Genomic DNA, 17,256 nt, shown 5'->3' with positions numbered 1-17,256 from the left:
CAAAGACCCCGCCCCCTTACCCCGGACCTACTTCCGTTACACAACCGACGGACAGCCGAGCGTTCCCCGCAGGCTGGTCCGCACAGTGCCGTGACAACCCCTCCGTAGCTTCATTCCTGTGCCGCAGACCGGCGGGACGCAGCAAAGGACAACCGGCAGCAGGCGGGTCGGAAACGGGGATGGAGGCGGTTGATCATGGCGCAGGGCGAGGTGCTCGAATTCGAGGAGTACGTCCGCACCCGGCAGGACGCGCTGCTGCGCAGCGCCCGCCGGCTGGTGCCGGACCCGGTCGACGCCCAGGACCTGCTCCAGACCGCGCTGGTGCGGACGTACGGCCGCTGGGAGACCATCGAGGACAAGCGCCTCGCGGACGCCTACCTGCGCCGCGTCATGATCAACACCCGCACCGAGTGGTGGCGGGCCCGCAAGCTCGAAGAGGTCCCCACCGAGCAGCTCCCGGACGCGAGCGTCGACGACGCGACCGAACAGCACGCGGACCGGGCGCTTCTTATGGACATCATGAAAGTTCTCGCTCCGAAACAGCGCAGTGTCGTCGTCCTGCGACACTGGGAGCAGATGTCCACGGAGGAGACGGCCGCCGCCCTCGGCATGTCGGCCGGTACGGTCAAGAGCACGCTGCACCGGGCGCTCGCCCGGCTCCGGGAGGAGCTGGAGGCCCGCGACCTGGACGCACGCGCGCTGGAGCGTGAGGAGCGGGAGCGTTGCGCGGCCTGAGCAACGACACCCCTGGGCCCGGGCTGAGCAGCGCCCCCGGGCCCGGCAGGGTGCGCGGGAGCTTCGAGGCGGCGGTCGCGGCGATGGCCGTGCTCGCCGCCCTCGCCCTTTTGGTGTCCGGCTGCGCGACCGGCGGCACCGGCGCCCGTGACGAGGGCCCGGCGCACTCCGACTCGGTCGCGGGTGTCGCGGAGGCCAAGTCCCCCTCGCCGTCGGCGACCGCCGACGACCACGTGGACGCGGTGAAACTGGTCAAGGACGATCCGAACGTCTCGGCGGCGGTCAAACACGAGCTGAAGCCGTGCGTCGCCGACGAGTACGCGGTCGACGTGTCCTACGGCGAACTGACCGGCGGCACCGTCAACGACGTCGTCGTCAACGTGATGACCTGCGGCGACGCGGTCGGCATCGGCTCGTACGTGTACCGCGCGACGGGTGGGACGTACGAGAATGTCTTCAAGGCCGAGGAACCCCCGGTCTACGCGGAGATCGACCGCGGCGACCTGGTCGTCACCAAGCAGGTGTACGAGAAGGGCGACCCGGTGTCGAGTCCGTCCGGCGAGAACGTGATCACGTACCGCTGGACGTCGGGCCGTTTCGTCCAGGAGTACAGCACGCACAACGAGTACAGCAACGCGGTCGGAGGCGACGCGTCACCGGCCCCGAGCGGAAACTGAACGGAATCCGAGCGGCGGCGAACCGATCGGCCCCTCCGATCCGATCCTTCAGTGAACGCGGACGCTCCTTCGGGCGTCCCATGCTTGAGAACGACCCACACGAGGACTGAGAGCACCGGGATGGCAGACCAGACCCACGTCCTGTTCGTCGAGGACGACGACGTCATCCGTGAGGCCACCCAACTCGCCCTGGAGCGGGACGGCTTCGCGGTCACGGCGATGCCCGACGGACTGTCGGGCCTGGAGGCGTTCCGGGCGAACCGCCCCGACATCGCCCTCCTGGACGTCATGGTCCCCGGCCTGGACGGCGTGAGCCTGTGCCGCCGTATCCGCGACGACTCGACCGTTCCGGTGATCATGCTGTCGGCGCGCGCCGACTCCATCGACGTGGTCCTCGGCCTGGAGGCGGGCGCGGACGACTACGTCACGAAGCCCTTCGACGGCGCCGTCCTGGTCGCCCGCATCCGCGCGGTCCTGCGCCGCTTCGGCCACGCGAGCGGCGGCGACCGCACGGCGGACACCGGGGCGGAGACGGTCGACGGCGGAGTGCTCACCTTCGGCGACCTGGAGATCGACACCGAGGGCATGGAGGTGCTCAAGGCCGGACAGCCGGTGGCGCTGACGCCGACCGAGATGCGCCTGCTCCTGGAGTTCTCCTCGGCCCCGGGCACGGTCCTGTCCCGCGACAAGCTGCTGGAGCGGGTCTGGGACTACGGCTGGGGCGGCGACACCCGGGTCGTGGACGTCCATGTGCAGCGGCTGCGCACGAAGATCGGCCAGGACCGGATCGAGACGGTCCGCGGCTTCGGCTACAAGTTGAAGGCCTGAGCAGGGGTATGCGGGGGAATTCACGGCGCAGGGTCCCGTCGTTCATGGACAGAGCGGGCATCCGTACGGGCCTGAGATGGAAGCTCAGCGCGGCCATCGCGCTGGTCGGCACACTGGTCGCGATCGCGCTCAGCCTGGTGGTGCACAACGCGGCGCGGGTCTCGATGCTGGACAACGCGCGCGACCTCGCCGACGAGCGGGTCCAGATCGCCCAGCGCAACTACGAGCTGTCCGGGCGGCCCAACTTCCCCAGCATCAAGATCGACGACCCGAGCCTGCCGCCGGCGCTGCGCCAGAAGGTCGAGGAGGGCCGCAGGGCGACCTACGTCACCGACCGGCCGCACGGCATCCCGGACATCTGGGCGGCCGTACCGCTCAAGGACGGCCATGTGATGTCGCTGCACACCGGGTTCACCGACCGCAGCACGGACATCCTCAAGGACCTCGACCAGGCTCTGGTGATCGGTTCGATCGCGGCGGTGCTCGGCGGCAGCGCGCTGGGCGTCCTGATCGGCGGCCAGCTCTCGCGCCGCCTGCGCAAGGCGGCCGTCGCGGCGAACCAGGTCGCCAAGGGCGAGACGGACGTACGGGTACGGGACGCCATCGGCGGAGTCGTACGGGACGAGACCGACGACCTCGCGCGCGCGGTGGACGCGATGACGGACGCGCTGCAACAGCGACTCGAGGCCGAACGCAGGGTCACCGCGGACATCGCGCACGAACTGCGCACTCCCGTGACGGGCCTGCTGACCGCGGCCGAACTGCTCCCCCCGGGCCGCCCGACCGAACTGGTCCTGGACCGCGCGAAGGCGATGCGCACCCTCGTCGAGGACGTCCTGGAGGTAGCCCGTCTCGACGGCGCCTCCGAGCGGGCCGAGTTGCAGGACATCATGCTGGGCGACTTCGTAAGCCGAAGGGTGATCGCGAAGGACCCGGACGCGGTGGTGCACGTAGTCCACGAATCAGCGGTCACCACCGACCCCCGCCGCCTTGAGCGCGTGCTGTTCAACCTGCTGGCCAACGCGGCGAGGCACGGCAAGCCGCCGATCGAGGTCTCGGTCGAGGGCCGGGTCATCCGGGTCCGCGACCACGGCCCCGGCTTCCCCGAGGAACTCCTCGCGGAGGGCCCCAGCCGCTTCCGCACCGGCAGCAAGGACCGCGCGGGCCACGGCCACGGCCTGGGCCTGACCATCGCGGCCGGCCAGGCCCGGGTCCTCGGCGCCCGGCTGACCTTCCGCAACGTCCGCCCCGCGGGCGCGCCGGACCACATCCCGGCGGAGGGCGCGGTAGCGGTGCTGTGGCTGCCGGAACACGCACCGACGAGCACGGGCAGCTATCCGATGCTGCCGTAGTTCTTCAAAGATGAGGTCGGCCACCCTGCACGAGGGCTCAGGTGCTCGCCACCATCACCTCCTCCCCCCGGGACGGCCCCACCCCGTCCGTCCTGCCCCCGAAGTACCGCTCGGCAAGATCCGCCGCCGACACGTGCCGCGCCTCCCGGAACCCGCACGCCCGCCCCAGCTCCAGCACCTGCTCAGGAGTGAAGAAGCTCAGGAACGGCGTACCCGCGGCACGAGCGCCCCGCACCGCCACCTCCAACTGCGCGCGCTGCTCCGGCTCCACGTCCTCGACGGGCCGCAGGAAGGTGGTCACCAGCGTGGAGCCGGGCGCAAGTCCGGCGACGAGCCGGAACATGGTGGTGATCGCGTCCAGGGTGAGATACATCGTGACCCCGGTCGCGGCCACCACAGCGGGCCGCCCGATGTCGAGCCCTCCGGCGGCCAGTTGCCCCCACCAGTCGCCCTCGAAGTCCACCGGTACGAACCGCAGCCAGTCCGGCTCGTCGTACCCGAGCTCAGCGAGCCGCCGCCGCTTCCAGGCCTGGGTGCCGGGCCGTTCGACCTCGAACACCCTTAGTCTCGCGCCCAGTTCGGGCCGCCGCTGGGCGAAGGTGTCCAGCCCGGCGCCGAGCACTACGTACTGGTCGACGCCCTTGGCGACCTCCTCCGCCACCACGTCCTCGACGAACCGGGCCCGCGCCACGATCGACGCACGGATCCGGCGAGTGGCCTCGACGTCCATGTCGGGCCGCTCCCGCCAGTCGTCCCCGGGGTCCACGAGCCGCAGCCCGACCTCGTCCTCGATGACATACGGCGGAGCGTCGGCCCGAACATGCAGGGCCCGCCACAGCGCGACCCGCACCGCCGTGTGATCCGGCTCGACCTCCGCCACCGACTCCCCACTCATCCGAAGTCCTTGGAGAAGTCGAGCTCCTCGCGGCGCTCGGTCAGCGAGTACCAGTTGCCGCTGTCGTCGCGGAAGATCGCCTCGACGCCGTACGGCCGCTCCTTGGGCTCCTGGATGAACTCGACGCCACGTGCCTTGAAGGTCGCGTAGTCACCACGGCAGTCGTCCGTACGGAACGCCCCGGCCCCCAGCACCCCTTTGCCGACCAGCTTCTTCAACGCCTCGGCGGACTCGGGGTCGAGGCCCGGCCCGTCCAGGCTCATCAGCGCGAGCTCGACGCCCGGCTGCTCCTTGGCACCGACGGTGACCCACTTCATGTCCCCCATCGAGATGTCGTCCCGGACCTCGAAGTCCAGTTTCTCGGTGAAGAAGGCCTTGGTGCGCTGCTGGTCGAAGGTCCACACGGTGGTGATGCCCAGTCCCTGGATCATGGCTCTGCTCTCCTGTCGTCTTCCTCACCGTAGGCAGGGCGGGCAGCGGCACGCTTCTTCAAAGTTGCGGAGGGGAAACCGCCGGCCCAGAGCATCGCGTAGCACCCCGGGATGAGGGCGGCCCCGCGCCCCACGTGCTCGCTCCGGTACTCACTCGGGGTCAGCCCGGTCCGCGCCTTGAACCGCGCCGCGAACGTACCGAGGCTGCTGAAGCCGACGAGATGGCAGATCTCCGTGACCGAGAGGTCGGCGCTGCGGAGCATCTCCTCGGCCCGCTCGATCCGCCGATGGATCAGATACTGCCCCGGCGTCTCACCGTAGGCCTCCTTGAAGGCCCGGATGAAGTGATACCGCGAGTACCCGGCATGCGCGGCCACCACGCCCAGGTCGAGTTCCGGCTCGGCCCAGTCACGGTCCATGGCGTCCTTGCCCAGCCGCAACTGCCGCATTTTGTCCATACGCCCGATGGTGACACGGCCCACTGACAGCGACCCAGGTCAGCTGTACTCAGCCCGTCCGGCGTTTGAGAACGAGGCCGTCCAGGCCGAAAGCGGGGGGTCTGGGGGCGGCAGCCCCCAGTGAAGGGACGGGTAGGGGCGGCGGGGGCGAAAAACACGAAGGCCCCCCGGGGCGGACACCGACCGGGGGACCTTCAGCTCACTGCGGACGACCTCAGACGGCCTCGACGATCGGCAGCTTCTCCGCCACGCCCTCGCCCGACCCCTCGGCCTTCGGCCCCGCCCCCTTCAGCGGAACCTCCTTCACGAACACCGCCGCGACCAGCGCCAGCACCGTCACCACAGCCCCCAGCAGGAACGCCGAGTGAGTACCCGCCGACACCGCGTGCTGATAGGCCTCACGCGCCACCGCCGGCAACTTCGCCAGACTCTTCGCGTCCAACTGAGCCGACTGCTCGGTCACCTTGGCCCCCAACGCCCCGGCCTTCTGGCTCATGACGTCCTGAACCCGGTTGTTGAAGAGCGCACCCATGATGGCGACACCGAACGACGAGCCGAGCGTCCGGGACAGCGTGCTCGTGGAGGACGCGACCCCCATGTCCTTCATCTCGACGCTGTTCTGCGCGACCAGCATGGTGATCTGCATCAGGCAGCCCATGCCGAGCCCGACGACGGCCATGTACACACCGGACATGAACCGGGTCGTGTCGACGTCCATCGTGGACAGCAGATACAGACCGACACCCATCAGAAGGCTGCCGGCGACCGGGAACACCTTGTAGCGCCCGGTGTTGGTGGTGACCCGCCCCGCGACCATGGAGGTCACGAGCATCGCGCCGAGCATCGGCAGGAGCAGCAGACCGGAGTTGGTCGCGGACGCGCCCTGCACGGACTGCTGGTAGAGCGGCAGGAACAGGGTCGCGCCGAACATCACGAAGCCGGTGATGAAGCCGATGACCGCCATCAGGGTGAAGTTGCGGCTGCGGAAGATGTGCAGCGGCACGACCGGCTCGGTGGCCTTGGTCTGCCAGAACACGAACCCGACGAGCGCGGCCACACCGAGCGCGATCAGCTCCATGATCCGCACGGAGGTCCAGGCGTACTGCGAACCGCCCCACGTGGTGACGAGCACGATGGAGGTGATGCCGACGGTCAGCAGTCCGGCACCGAGGTAGTCGATCCGCGCCTGCGAGCGCTTCTTCGGCAGGTGCAGTACAGCGCTGATCGCGGCGAGCGCGATGACGCCCAGCGGCAGGTTGATGTAGAAGGACCAGCGCCAGCCCCAGTTGTCGGTGATGGTGCCGCCGACCAGCGGTCCGCCGATCATCGCGAGCGCCATGACGCCGGCCATCATGCCCTGGTACTTGCCCCGCTCACGCGGCGGGATGAGGTCGCCGATGATCGCCATGACGCCGACCATCAGACCACCGGCACCGAGACCCTGAATGGCCCGGAAACCGATCAACTGCCCCATGTTCTGCGCCATACCACTGAGCGCGGAGCCGACCAGGAAGATCACGATCGAGGTCATGAAGGCGCCCTTGCGCCCGTACATGTCACCGAGCTTGCCCCACAGGGGAGTGGAGCTGGCCGTGGCGAGCGTGTAGGCCGTGACGACCCACGACAGATGCTCCAGCCCGCCCAGCTCACCGACGATCGTCGGCATCGCCGTGCCCACGATCATGTTGTCGAGCATCGCGAGCATCATGGTGATCATCAGGGCGAGCAGGACGACCCGCACGCTCCTGGGCTGCTTCTCGGTCTCCCCCGACCCCTTGTCGACCGTCTGTGTGTCCGCCATCGTTCCCACTCCCCTAGTTACCGCTACCGTCCGGCTACTTACTTGCCGCCCGGCTAGTTGACTACACTAAGGGAAAGTAGACCCGTAACTAGCCGGGCGTCAAGTAAGTTTGCTGGAGCATGAGACGGATGGGCGGCACCATGGACGGCACCAAGCGGCAACGTCGCGGAGACACCCGCCAGCGCATCCAGGACGTCGCGCTCGAACTCTTCGCCGAGCAGGGCTACGAGAAGACCTCGCTGCGCGAGATCGCCGAGCACCTGGACGTCACGAAGGCGGCGCTCTACTACCACTTCAAGACCAAGGAAGAGATCCTGGTCAGCATCTTCGAGGACCTCACGAAGCCGATCGAGGACCTCATCGAGTGGGGCCGCGACCAGCCGCACACCCTGGAGACCAAACAGGAGATCGTACGGCGCTACGCCGTCGCGCTCGACGGCGCGACCCCGCTGTTCCGCTTCATGCAGGAGAACCAGGCGACGGTACGGGACCTGCGCATCGGCGAGCGCTTCAAGGACCGCATGCGCGGCCTGCGGGAGATCATGATCGACCCGGACTCCACCCTGGTCGACCAGGTCCGCTCACTCAGCGCGATCTTCACGCTGCACGCCGGCATGTTCGCCGTACAGGACCTCGAAGGCGACCCCGAGGACAAGCGCAAGGCCGTCCTGGAGGTCGCCACCGACATGATCACGCAGGCCCACGCGGGCACGAAGCAGGCCTAGACGGTGACGCCCTTGCCGCGCAGGAACGCGACCGGGTCTATGGCCGAGCCGTAGTTGGCGGTCGTACGGATCTCGAAGTGCAGGTGGGGGCCGGTGGAGTTGCCGGTGTTGCCGGACAGCGCGATGTGCTGGCCGGTGCTGACGACCTGGCCGACCTTCACGTCGATGCGCGAGAGGTGGGCGTACTGCGAGTAGGTGCCGTTGCCGTGCTTGATGACGATGGCGTTGCCGTACGCGGCCCCGTCACCGGCGCCGTTGCCGCCGGCCTTGACGACGGTCCCGCCGTGCGCGGCGACGACGTCGGTACCGCTGGCCACGGCGAAGTCCTGCCCGCTGTGCGTGGACTGCCACAGACCGCCGGCCTGCGCGAAGCTCGCGGAGAGCGTGTACTTCTTCACCGGGTCGACCCAGGAGGCGGCGGTCTTGGCGCTGACCGTCTTCGGCGCCACGCTCGCGGTGGCGGCGCTCGCGACCCCGGTGCCCAGCACGGCGGTGGCTCCCAGTCCGACGGCCAGGAAGGCCACCCGGGTGCGGAGCGGCGTCGTACGGGAAGAGCGGGAAGCGGAGCGCTGGAACATCGGAACCTCACGGGGACGGGGACAGAAAGACCACCCGGCGCACAAGCGGCCACCGGATGGCACGTCCATTGGTAACCCGCGCCCCCACGGACCCCCAAACAGCCCTTCTACGACGGAAGCTAGTACTTCATCGCAAAACTTCCGTCTCCTTGACAGAGCACTCGTTAGCCATAAATCGCCACCCTGACGGCAAAACCACCCATCTGGTTCCACATAAAAAGTCCTTTTTGCCCCGAACGAGGCTCACGACTACCCGCCCTAGTAGGGCTCGAATCGCCTGTGCGGCTTGTCACCGGGCGGGGTGGTCGCCGGTAGCGGGAATGTGGCGCAGACCTCTACCCACCTACCGTTCAGTAACCTTATGGTTCCCCTCTCGCCACTCCCGCCCACGATCATGTGCCTTCCGCACCGGCAGCCCGCAGACGTGAGAGGAACCCCCACCCCATGACGAGACGACGCCCCTGGGCCCGCCGTACCGCCACCGTCGCCGTGACCGCGATCGCCCTCGCGGCGCTGACCGTGCCCGCGGAGGCCGCGACCACTACGAGCACCACCGCTGCCGTCGACTACGCGACCTGGCAGACGGACTGCCAGACGGTCATGAACCAGGCACTGCCCTACCTGAAGCAGCGCATCGCGGCGACGAAGCCCGGTGAGAAGCAGGCGATCGTCTTCGACATCGACAACACCACCCTGGAGACCGACTTCGGCTTCAGCTGGCCGCAGCCGGCCAACAAGCCGGTGCTCGCGGTCGCCAAGTACGCCCAGGAGCACGGGGTTTCGCTGTTCTTCGTCACGGCCCGGCCCGGCATCATCTACCTGCCGACCGAGTACAACCTCGAACACGACGGCTACGACGTCGACGGCCTCTACGTCCGCGGCCTGTTCGACCTCTTCAAGGACGTCGCCGCCTACAAGACCGCCCAGCGCGCCGACATCGAGTCCAAGGGCTACACGATCATCGCGAACATCGGCAACAGCGCCACCGACCTGTCGGGCGGCCACGCCGAGAAGACCTTCAAACTGCCGGACTACGACGGCCAGTTGTCGTAACCGGTTAGGCTCCGTCCGTTCGCGCGACGACGGGGGTGGGGCGGCCGATGGAGCCCGCGGTACTCGGTGGCAAGCTGGCGTCAGGCCTGATCACACCGCTGCTGAAGAAGCTGTTCGTCCCCGAAGGGCCGGGCGCCGGCCTGGTCGACAAACCGGTCCGGCTGTCGCACCTCGTCTCCTTCAAGGGCGAGAAACGCACACTGACGGAGAAGGACGTCCACAAGCTCGCCGACCGCCTGGTCGCGCGGGCGGTGGACTCTCCGGGCGAAGCGCCCTTCCCCCTCGACGAACAGACCGCGGTGGCCGACGCGTTGGCCCGCCGCCTGCTCGCCCTCGGCGACCTGGACATGGACGACGTCCAGGCCGTACGACTCGGACACCGGGAACTGGCACGGCAGTTGGCGCACGGCGCGCCGGCGCCCGCCGGACTGTCCGCCGACGCGGGCCATTTCCTCGGCAACGCCACCGAGTGGGCCTGCCTCCAGATCCTGGAGTTCTTCACCCGCCGGTCCACGTTCGTGGCCCGCACCCTCGTCGAACAGACCCGGCACCAGACCGAACTCATCGCCCGCGTCGACGAGTTGATCGCCCGCACCCCACGCCCCGGCACCCACGACCGCGCCTTCGAACGCCGCTACCTCTCCTACGTCGCCGAACACCACAACCACATCACCATCTACGGCATCGATCTGCGCGACTCCCCGGACCGCTGGCCCCTCGAAGTGGCGTACCTAAGCCTGGAGGCGACGGAGGAACACTCCCTGTCCGAGGAGCACCCAGGCGCCCGTTACGACCGCCAACTCCCCGCCGAGGAAGCCCTGTCGGCCCACGACCGGGTCCTGCTGCGCGGTGACGCGGGCTCCGGCAAGACGACCCTGGTGCAGTGGCTCGCGGTGACGGCGGCCGGCGACGGCGACCGCGTCCCGTACGTCCTCCCGCTGCGCACCCTGCTCCGCACCGGCCAACTCCCCTCCCCCGCGGCCTTCCTGGCGGCGACCGGCTGCCCCCACTCCCCGCCCGAGGGCTGGGCCGAGCGCGTCCTGACCGCCGGCCGGGGCCTGATCCTGATCGACGGCCTGGACGAGATCCCCTCCGCCGACCGCCACCGCACCCGCGACTGGCTCCTCGCCCTGATCCGCGCCTTCCCCGGCAACCGCTGGCTCCTGACCTCCCGCCCCACCGCGGTACGCCCCGACTGGCTGTCCTCGGAGGGCTTCCACGAACTGACCCTGGCCCCGATGCGCCGCCCCGAGGTGAAGACCTTCGTCGAGCGCTGGCACACGGCGGCGGAGGCCCCGGAATACGAGGCCCCCCTCCTGGACTCCCTCCGCACGAAACGCGACCTGGCCCGCCTCGCCACCAACCCCCTGATGTGCGGCCTGATCTGCGCCCTGCACCGGGAGCGGAAGGGCTATCTCCCCACCGGCCGCAAGGAGTTGTACGACGCCGCCCTCACGATGCTGCTGGCCCGCCGGGACCGCGAGCGGGGCATGGGCGCGCTGGAGGGCGTGGAACTGGGCGAGGAGGCCCAGCTGGAGATCCTCCAACGCCTCGCGTACGCCCTGGTGTTGAGCGGCCGCACCGAGATGGACGTCGAGACGGCCGAGGGGATCGTGGAGCGCTGTCTGCCCACGGTCGCCTCGGCGGCGGGCCAGGGGGACGCGGGGACGGTCCTGCGGACACTGCTCCTGAGGAGCGGCCTGCTGCGCCAACCCGCCGTGGACGTACTGGACTTCGTGCACCGCACCTTCCAGGACTACCTGGGCGCGCGCTACGCGGTGGAGGAGGGCCACCTCGACGTACTGATCTCCCGCGCGGAGGACACCCAGTGGGAGGACGTCGTCCGCATGGCCGTCGCCCATGCCAGGCCGCGCGAACGGGTCGTACTGCTACGGGAGTTGCTCGCCCGTGACGAACCCCGGGTGACGCTGCTGGCGCTGGCCTGCCTGGAGCACGCGACGGCGCTGGACCCTGCGGTGCGGGCCGAGGTCGAGGCCCGCGCGGCCACGCTGATCCCGCCGCGTACGACGGAGGAGGCGCACGCGCTGGCGCTGGCCGGGCCGCTGGTGCTGGAGTTGCTGCCGGGTCCGGCAGGGCTGACGGACCCGGAGGCACTCGCGGTCACCGTCACGGCCTCGCTGCTCGGCACGGTGGAGCCGGAGGCGGCGTTCGCCGTACTGCGGAGGTTCGGGAAGCATCCCGATTTCGCGGTGCGGCGCCAACTCGTGGGCACCTGGGACCGGTTCGACACCAGGGAGTACGCGGTCGAGGTGCTCGACCGGCTGGACCGCTCGGACCTGTACATCAGGTGCGACAGCGACGAGAAGTACGCGGCGCTCAGGCTGATGCGCCCTTGGCTGAGTGTCACCTGCGTCGGCTCACGGTCCGTGCCGGAGATCCTGGCGGCCGTGGCCGAGCCGGCCGTGGTCGAGACGCTGAGCGTGATCGACAATCCCCGCCTGGCCGATCTGGGAGTGCTGTCGCCCTTTTCCTCCCTGAACCGTCTGTGGCTGCACCGCTGCCCGGAAATCCAGGATTTCGCACCGCTGGCGCAACTCCCCCTCACCGAAATGTGGTTGTCCGGGATCGGCCACATCAGGGGGCTGCGCGAACTCCGTTCGCTGACCTGGCTGTCCGTCAACCAGGTGCTTCCGGGGGACAGCCTGGCCGACTCCCTGCCCGTCGACGCGCCTCTGGAATACCTGCATCTGAGAGCGGACACGGTGTCGGGCACCGGGCTGCGCGGCCTCGGTAGATGGCCCACGCTTACGACCCTCAGAATCGGCGAGTCCGGGCGCCCGCTGACCGCCGCCGACTGGCGGGAAGTGGCCTCGCTCCCGGCTCTGACGGAACTCCAGCTGGAGGACGAACTCTCCGGCGCCGCACGGAGCACCATGCCGGAACTCCCCGGCGTCCGCGTCGAGCAGCTGTAGAGCGGGCCGGACAGTCTGCCCGGCCCAAGCGAAAGGGGCCGGTGCCCAAAAGGCACCGACCCCTTTTCCAGCCGTAAAGCCCTAGAGCCTTACGCCTCCTTGCTCAGATTCGGACCGGCTCCGCCGGCCGCCTGCTCGATCGGCGGGACGTCGGGCAGTGCCGACTTCTCCTCACCCCGGAAGGTGAAGGTCTTGGCCTCGCCCTCGCCCTCCGTGTCGACGACCACGATGTGACCGGGGCGGAGCTCGCCGAAGAGGATCTTCTCGGAGAGCGTGTCCTCGATCTCGCGCTGGATCGTGCGACGCAGCGGACGCGCGCCCAGCACCGGGTCGTAACCCTTCTTGGAGAGGAGCTCCTTGGCGGCCTGGGAGAGCTCGATGCCCATGTCCCGGTCCTTGAGGCGCTCGTCCACCTTCCCGATCATCAGGTCGACGATCTGGAGGATGTCCTCCTGGGTGAGCTGCGGGAAGACGACGACGTCGTCCACGCGGTTGAGGAACTCGGGGCGGAAGTGCTGCTTGAGCTCGTCCGAGACCTTGTTCTTCATGCGCTCGTAGTTGGACTTCGTGTCACCCGTGGCCGCGAAGCCGAGGTTGAAGCCCTTGGAGATGTCCCGCGTGCCGAGGTTGGTCGTCATGATGATGACCGTGTTCTTGAAGTCCACGACCCGGCCCTGGGAGTCGGTCAGGCGACCGTCCTCCAGGATCTGGAGCAGCGAGTTGAAGATGTCCGGGTGGGCCTTCTCGACCTCGTCGAAGAGGACGACCGAGAACGGCTTGCGGCGGACCTTCTCCGTCAGCTGGCCGCCCTCTTCGTAGCCCACGTATCCGGGGGGCGAACCGAAGAGGCGCGAGACCGTGTGCTTCTCGCTGAACTCCGACATGTCGAGGGAGATCAGCGCGTCCTCGTCGCCGAAGAGGAACTCGGCGAGCGCCTTGGACAGCTCGGTCTTACCGACACCGGACGGGCCGGCGAAGATGAACGAACCACCGGGACGCTTCGGGTCCTTGAGGCCGGCACGCGTACGACGGATCGCCTTCGAGAGCGCCTTGACGGCGTCCTTCTGGCCGATGACCCGCTTGTGGAGCTCGTCCTCCATGCGCAGCAGACGCGAGGACTCCTCCTCGGTCAGCTTGAAGACCGGGATGCCGGTGGCGGTCGCGAGGACCTCGGCGATCAGCTCGCCGTCGACCTCGGCGACAACGTCCATGTCGCCGGCCTTCCACTCCTTCTCCCGCTTGGCCTTGGCGGCCAGGAGCTGCTTCTCCTTGTCGCGGAGGGAGGCGGCCTTCTCGAAGTCCTGCGAGTCGATCGCGGACTCCTTGTCGCGGCGCACGCCGGCGATCTTCTCGTCGAACTCGCGCAGGTCCGGCGGCGCGGTCATCCGGCGGATGCGCATCCGGGAGCCGGCCTCGTCGATCAGGTCGATCGCCTTGTCCGGGAGGAAGCGGTCCGAGATGTACCGGTCGGCCAGCGTGGCGGCCTGCACCAGGGCCTCGTCCGTGATGGAGACACGGTGGTGGGCCTCGTAGCGGTCGCGCAGACCCTTGAGGATCTCGATGGTGTGCGGCAGGGACGGTTCCGCGACCTGGATGGGCTGGAAGCGGCGCTCGAGAGCGGCGTCCTTCTCCAGGTGCTTGCGGTACTCGTCCAGCGTGGTGGCACCGATGGTCTGGAGCTCACCGCGGGCCAGCATCGGCTTCAGGATCGAAGCGGCGTCGATGGCGCCCTCGGCGGCACCCGCACCGACCAGCGTGTGCAGCTCGTCGATGAACAGGATGATGTCGCCGCGGGTGCGGATCTCCTTGAGGACCTTCTTCAGGCGCTCCTCGAAGTCACCGCGGTAGCGGGAGCCGGCGACCAGCGCGCCGAGGTCCAGGGTGTAGAGGTGCTTGTCCTTGAGGGTCTCGGGCACCTCGCCCTTGACGATGGCCTGGGCGAGGCCCTCGACGACGGCGGTCTTGCCGACGCCGGGCTCACCGATCAGGACCGGGTTGTTCTTGGTGCGGCGGGACAGCACCTGCATGACCCGCTCGATCTCCTTCTCGCGCCCGATGACCGGGTCGAGCTTGGACTCACGAGCGGCCTGGGTGAGGTTCCGGCCGAACTGGTCGAGGACCAGGGACGTCGAGGGGGTGCCCTCCGCAGGGCCGCCGGCGGTGGCGGTCTCCTTGCCCTGGTAACCGGAGAGCAGCTGGATCACCTGCTGCCGCACACGGTTGAGATCAGCGCCCAGCTTGACCAGGACCTGGGCGGCGACGCCCTCGCCCTCACGGATCAGGCCGAGCAGGATGTGCTCCGTGCCGATGTAGTTGTGGCCCAGCTGAAGGGCCTCGCGGAGCGACAGCTCCAGGACCTTCTTGGCACGGGGAGTGAAGGGGATGTGACCGGACGGCGCCTGCTGGCCCTGTCCGATGATCTCCTCAACCTGCTGGCGGACCGCCTCAAGCGAAATGCCGAGGCTCTCCAGGGCCTTTGCGGCGACACCCTCACCCTCGTGGATGAGACCCAGGAGGATGTGCTCGGTGCCGATGTAGTTGTGGTTGAGCATCCGGGCTTCTTCCTGAGCCAGGACGACAACCCGCCGCGCGCGGTCGGTGAACCTCTCGAACATCGTTAATCGCTCCTCAGAGCGGTCAGGCAGTAAGGGGACGCTCCCCTCCCTGTCCTTCCGCAGCTTAGTCCCGCAAGCGGGGACCGCTCATTCCAACTGCCGACACCGGACCGAGAACCAACACTGCCTCCTGAACCGTAACGCCGACATCTGCTCCAACTTGATGGTGCGAGACGATGTTCCCGCAGGCCAGGCAGTTACCCTCACCATGAGTACGCCGATGGCGAACGTGAGACGCCAATTTCTGCGTGTCGCCCCCTCCCACTAGGGATTGTCTTACCCGTACGGACCGACACTCCATGCCGAGCGCACCGGTTCCCTCCGCTACGGGCGAACAACCTTGCGCGGTCCGGGACCCCCGAACGCCCCCTTTTCCGGCACCCTGCGCAATCACTGGACCACCCAGCGTAACTCCCGGGCCGGTTCGGCGGTTGCACTTGGCATGGTTGGCACAGTCCCCCCGGTCACCACGGTCCCCTCCCCCCGTCGCCCGCCCGATCCGGACGACCGGCGGCGGCACTGGTACGAGAACGAACTCGGGTGGCGGACGGCGCCCGGAGAGCCGTTGCGGCTCGTCACGGGGCTGCGGTTCGACGTCCTGGACGTGCCGGTCGAGGCCGGTGTCGCGGCGCTGTGGCGGCTGGGGCCGGACTCGCCGGTGGCCGTACGGGGCGACCGGATGCGGCTGCTGGTGGCCGCGGGCAGCGCGGAGGAGCTGCCGGGGCTGCTGGACTGGCTGGAGTGGGGCGCGCTGGCGCCTGCGCTGGATCTGGTGGCGCTCGGCGAGGGCGGGCACATGGAGGCACCGCGGGTCCCCGGGGCGTGGCCTGTGGAAGTGCCACCGCTCTCTGGCGCGGGACCCGCAAAGGGGCACCCCGGGCAGTCGACTTCCGCGGGTCGCCCGGGTCCCGTGCAGGGGGCCGCCGTATGGCTGCGGCCCCCCGAGCCGGGGCGCGAGGTCGAGGCCTCGCTGCCGACACTGTCGGCCGTGGGGGGCGTTGGGGGCGCCCCTGATCTCGTACGACTCGTGGACACGGTGGCCACACAGTGCCACCGGGTCCGGCTGCGGCGCTCGTGCGCTCAGCCGTTGGCCTTTTCGTAGGCCTCGCGAATGGACGCGGGAACACGGCCGCGGTCGTTGACCTCGTAGCCGTTCTCCTTGGCCCACGCGCGGATCTGCGCGGTGTCCTGGCTGCCACCGGTAGCGGCGCGCGCCTTTCCACGGCCACCCGAAGCACGGCCGCCGGTACGGCGTCCGCCCTTCACGTAAGCGTCGAGAAGACCACGGAGCTTGTCCGCATTCGCGGTGGTGAGATCGATCTCGTACGTCTTGCCGTCCAGTGCGAACGTCACCGTCTCGTCCGCCTCGCCGCCGTCGAGGTCGTCGACAAGAAGGACCTGAACCTTCTGTGCCACCGGATTTCCTTTCATCGATAACTTGCGGGCCTGGGGTCTGCGGCGTCCGCCGTTTCGCCGTCCCCTGTTATATGCAGTACTGCAGTACGTCGGAAAGCAAACCGCTTTTGCTGGAAAAACACAAACCCCTGGGAGAGACCGAGTGACCTCCCCGGTCCGGAAAGATGCGCGTTTCGGACATAGGGAACCTGGGCAGGGCGTCCGGGCCGAATTGAGCGCGGCGATCACAGATGCAGAAGCATCCGGCTGTTGCCCAAGGTGTTCGGTTTCACTCGTTCGAGACCCAGGAACTCCGCCACGCCCTCGTCATAGGAACGCAACAGCTCCGCGTAGACATCGGTGTCGACGGGTGTCTCACCGATCTCCACGAAGCCGTGCTTGGAGAAGAAGTCCACTTCGAAGGTGAGACAGAAAACGCGACGAACGCCTAGCCAACGGGCCGTGTGCAGCAACTTCTCCAGCAACTGATGACCTACACCGGCGCCCTTCAACCCGGGCTTCACCGCGAGAGTGCGGACTTCCGCGAGGTCTTCCCACATGACGTGCAGTGCGCCGCAGCCGACCACCTCGGCGTTGTCGTCGCGTTCGGCGACCCAGAACTCCTGTATGTCCTCGTAAAGAGTCACGGTCGCTTTGTCGAGCAGGATGCGACCGCGAACGTAGGCGTCAAGGAGTCGGCGCACCGCCGGGACATCCCCGGTCCGGGCCCGCCGGACGGTGATGGCTTTCGCGGTGACTTCTGGGTGCTCTGCTGACATG

At 68.6% G+C, this 17,256-nt stretch carries 16 protein-coding genes; 8 read left to right on the top strand and 8 right to left on the bottom strand.

Translation table 11 applies throughout. The features are described 5' to 3' along the window. Positions 1–195: 195 nt before the first annotated feature. The 4 genes from ACQHII_RS27300 (at position 196) to cseC (ending at position 3,592) form a co-directional block, all read left to right on the top strand. The gene (locus ACQHII_RS27300; RefSeq protein WP_019064956.1) at positions 196–735 is read left to right on the top strand and encodes a SigE family RNA polymerase sigma factor; all 540 of its coding nucleotides are present in this window, start codon (positions 196–198) and stop codon (positions 733–735) included. Beyond that, the gene (locus ACQHII_RS27295; RefSeq protein WP_427921778.1) at positions 723–1,412 is read left to right on the top strand and encodes a hypothetical protein; all 690 of its coding nucleotides are present in this window, start codon (positions 723–725) and stop codon (positions 1,410–1,412) included. The genes ACQHII_RS27300 and ACQHII_RS27295 overlap by 13 nt, the downstream gene beginning before the upstream one ends. Positions 1,413–1,532: 120 nt before the next feature. Then, a complete protein-coding gene (cseB, locus tag ACQHII_RS27290; protein ID WP_427921777.1) occupies positions 1,533–2,240 on the top strand; it encodes a two-component system response regulator CseB in 708 nt (235 codons plus the stop codon). 8 nt (positions 2,241–2,248) lie between these two features. Further along, positions 2,249–3,592, top strand: a complete 1,344-nt coding sequence (gene cseC / locus ACQHII_RS27285) for a two-component system sensor histidine kinase CseC (RefSeq protein ID WP_427921776.1) — start codon at positions 2,249–2,251, stop codon at positions 3,590–3,592. Between the two features lie 37 nt (positions 3,593–3,629). Here cseC and ACQHII_RS27280 read toward each other — a convergent pair whose 3' ends face one another. The 4 genes from ACQHII_RS27280 to ACQHII_RS27265 form a co-directional block, all read right to left on the bottom strand. Continuing rightward, on the bottom strand, positions 3,630–4,487 hold the full coding sequence (locus ACQHII_RS27280) for a class I SAM-dependent methyltransferase (RefSeq protein ID WP_427921775.1): 858 nt from the start codon (positions 4,485–4,487) through the stop codon (positions 3,630–3,632). Continuing rightward, on the bottom strand, positions 4,484–4,918 hold the full coding sequence (locus ACQHII_RS27275; protein ID WP_019075470.1) for a VOC family protein: 435 nt from the start codon (positions 4,916–4,918) through the stop codon (positions 4,484–4,486). The genes ACQHII_RS27280 and ACQHII_RS27275 overlap by 4 nt, the downstream gene beginning before the upstream one ends. Further along, positions 4,915–5,367, bottom strand: a complete 453-nt coding sequence (locus ACQHII_RS27270) for a helix-turn-helix transcriptional regulator (protein ID WP_427925420.1) — start codon at positions 5,365–5,367, stop codon at positions 4,915–4,917. Before ACQHII_RS27270 ends, ACQHII_RS27275 begins: the two co-directional genes overlap by 4 nt. 223 nt (positions 5,368–5,590) lie before the next feature. Beyond that, a complete protein-coding gene (locus ACQHII_RS27265) occupies positions 5,591–7,177 on the bottom strand; it encodes an MDR family MFS transporter (RefSeq protein ID WP_427921774.1) in 1,587 nt (528 codons plus the stop codon). 128 nt (positions 7,178–7,305) lie between these two features. On the opposite strand from ACQHII_RS27265, the gene ACQHII_RS27260 reads away from it, so the two are divergent. Beyond that, entirely contained in the window at positions 7,306–7,902 is a 597-nt protein-coding gene (locus tag ACQHII_RS27260; protein WP_427925419.1) for a TetR/AcrR family transcriptional regulator, read from the top strand. Here the strand turns inward: ACQHII_RS27260 and ACQHII_RS27255 are convergent. Then, positions 7,899–8,480 (bottom strand): M23 family metallopeptidase, encoded by a 582-nt coding sequence (locus tag ACQHII_RS27255; RefSeq protein WP_427921773.1) that lies wholly within the window; start codon positions 8,478–8,480, stop codon positions 7,899–7,901. The genes ACQHII_RS27260 and ACQHII_RS27255 overlap by 4 nt on opposite strands. Before the next feature lie 444 nt (positions 8,481–8,924). On the opposite strand from ACQHII_RS27255, the gene ACQHII_RS27250 reads away from it, so the two are divergent. After that, positions 8,925–9,533, top strand: a complete 609-nt coding sequence (locus tag ACQHII_RS27250; RefSeq protein WP_427921772.1) for an HAD family acid phosphatase — start codon at positions 8,925–8,927, stop codon at positions 9,531–9,533. 47 nt (positions 9,534–9,580) lie between these two features. Then, the gene (locus ACQHII_RS27245; RefSeq protein WP_427921771.1) at positions 9,581–12,466 is read left to right on the top strand and encodes an NACHT domain-containing protein; all 2,886 of its coding nucleotides are present in this window, start codon (positions 9,581–9,583) and stop codon (positions 12,464–12,466) included. An 89-nt stretch (positions 12,467–12,555) separates the two neighbouring features. On the opposite strand, the gene ACQHII_RS27240 is transcribed toward ACQHII_RS27245, so the two are convergent. After that, on the bottom strand, positions 12,556–15,081 hold the full coding sequence (locus ACQHII_RS27240; protein WP_019075463.1) for an ATP-dependent Clp protease ATP-binding subunit: 2,526 nt from the start codon (positions 15,079–15,081) through the stop codon (positions 12,556–12,558). Between the two features lie 442 nt (positions 15,082–15,523). Between ACQHII_RS27240 and ACQHII_RS27235 the strand changes: the two genes are divergently transcribed. Continuing rightward, positions 15,524–16,183, top strand: a complete 660-nt coding sequence (locus ACQHII_RS27235) for an SCO3374 family protein (protein ID WP_427921770.1) — start codon at positions 15,524–15,526, stop codon at positions 16,181–16,183. Here ACQHII_RS27235 and ACQHII_RS27230 read toward each other — a convergent pair. Next, positions 16,162–16,497 (bottom strand): histone-like nucleoid-structuring protein Lsr2, encoded by a 336-nt coding sequence (locus ACQHII_RS27230; RefSeq protein WP_019075461.1) that lies wholly within the window; start codon positions 16,495–16,497, stop codon positions 16,162–16,164. The genes ACQHII_RS27235 and ACQHII_RS27230 overlap by 22 nt on opposite strands. A 224-nt stretch (positions 16,498–16,721) precedes the next feature. Next, positions 16,722–17,255 carry an amino-acid N-acetyltransferase gene (locus ACQHII_RS27225; RefSeq protein WP_200715432.1) on the bottom strand — a complete coding sequence of 178 codons (534 nt, stop codon included), beginning with the start codon at positions 17,253–17,255 and terminating at the stop codon, positions 16,722–16,724. Between the last annotated feature and the right edge of the window lies 1 nt (position 17,256).

Source organism: Streptomyces sp. cg40 (genome assembly GCF_050320165.1).
Lineage (GTDB): Bacteria > Actinomycetota > Actinomycetes > Streptomycetales > Streptomycetaceae > Streptomyces > Streptomyces hokutonensis.
Note: the sequence above shows the minus strand (reverse complement) of the source record. Positions and strands in the feature narration are given on the sequence as shown.

Excerpts from the sequence above, each read along its gene's own strand:
- ACQHII_RS27250 (WP_427921772.1), top strand. The coding sequence starts at position 8,925 with ATGACGAGACGACGCCCCTGGGCCCGCCGTACCGCCACCGTCGCCGTG.
- ACQHII_RS27280 (WP_427921775.1), bottom strand. The coding sequence starts at position 4,487 with ATGAGTGGGGAGTCGGTGGCGGAGGTCGAGCCGGATCACACGGCGGTG.
- cseB (WP_427921777.1), top strand. The coding sequence starts at position 1,533 with ATGGCAGACCAGACCCACGTCCTGTTCGTCGAGGACGACGACGTCATC.
- ACQHII_RS27245 (WP_427921771.1), top strand. The coding sequence starts at position 9,581 with ATGGAGCCCGCGGTACTCGGTGGCAAGCTGGCGTCAGGCCTGATCACA.
- ACQHII_RS27265 (WP_427921774.1), bottom strand. The coding sequence starts at position 7,177 with ATGGCGGACACACAGACGGTCGACAAGGGGTCGGGGGAGACCGAGAAG.
- ACQHII_RS27225 (WP_200715432.1), bottom strand. The coding sequence starts at position 17,255 with ATGTCAGCAGAGCACCCAGAAGTCACCGCGAAAGCCATCACCGTCCGG.
- ACQHII_RS27275 (WP_019075470.1), bottom strand. The coding sequence starts at position 4,918 with ATGATCCAGGGACTGGGCATCACCACCGTGTGGACCTTCGACCAGCAG.
- ACQHII_RS27270 (WP_427925420.1), bottom strand. The coding sequence starts at position 5,367 with ATGCGGCAGTTGCGGCTGGGCAAGGACGCCATGGACCGTGACTGGGCC.
- ACQHII_RS27255 (WP_427921773.1), bottom strand. The coding sequence starts at position 8,480 with ATGTTCCAGCGCTCCGCTTCCCGCTCTTCCCGTACGACGCCGCTCCGC.
- ACQHII_RS27240 (WP_019075463.1), bottom strand. The coding sequence starts at position 15,081 with ATGTTCGAGAGGTTCACCGACCGCGCGCGGCGGGTTGTCGTCCTGGCT.
- ACQHII_RS27235 (WP_427921770.1), top strand. The coding sequence starts at position 15,524 with ATGGTTGGCACAGTCCCCCCGGTCACCACGGTCCCCTCCCCCCGTCGC.
- ACQHII_RS27300 (WP_019064956.1), top strand. The coding sequence starts at position 196 with ATGGCGCAGGGCGAGGTGCTCGAATTCGAGGAGTACGTCCGCACCCGG.
- cseC (WP_427921776.1), top strand. The coding sequence starts at position 2,249 with ATGCGGGGGAATTCACGGCGCAGGGTCCCGTCGTTCATGGACAGAGCG.
- ACQHII_RS27260 (WP_427925419.1), top strand. The coding sequence starts at position 7,306 with ATGGGCGGCACCATGGACGGCACCAAGCGGCAACGTCGCGGAGACACC.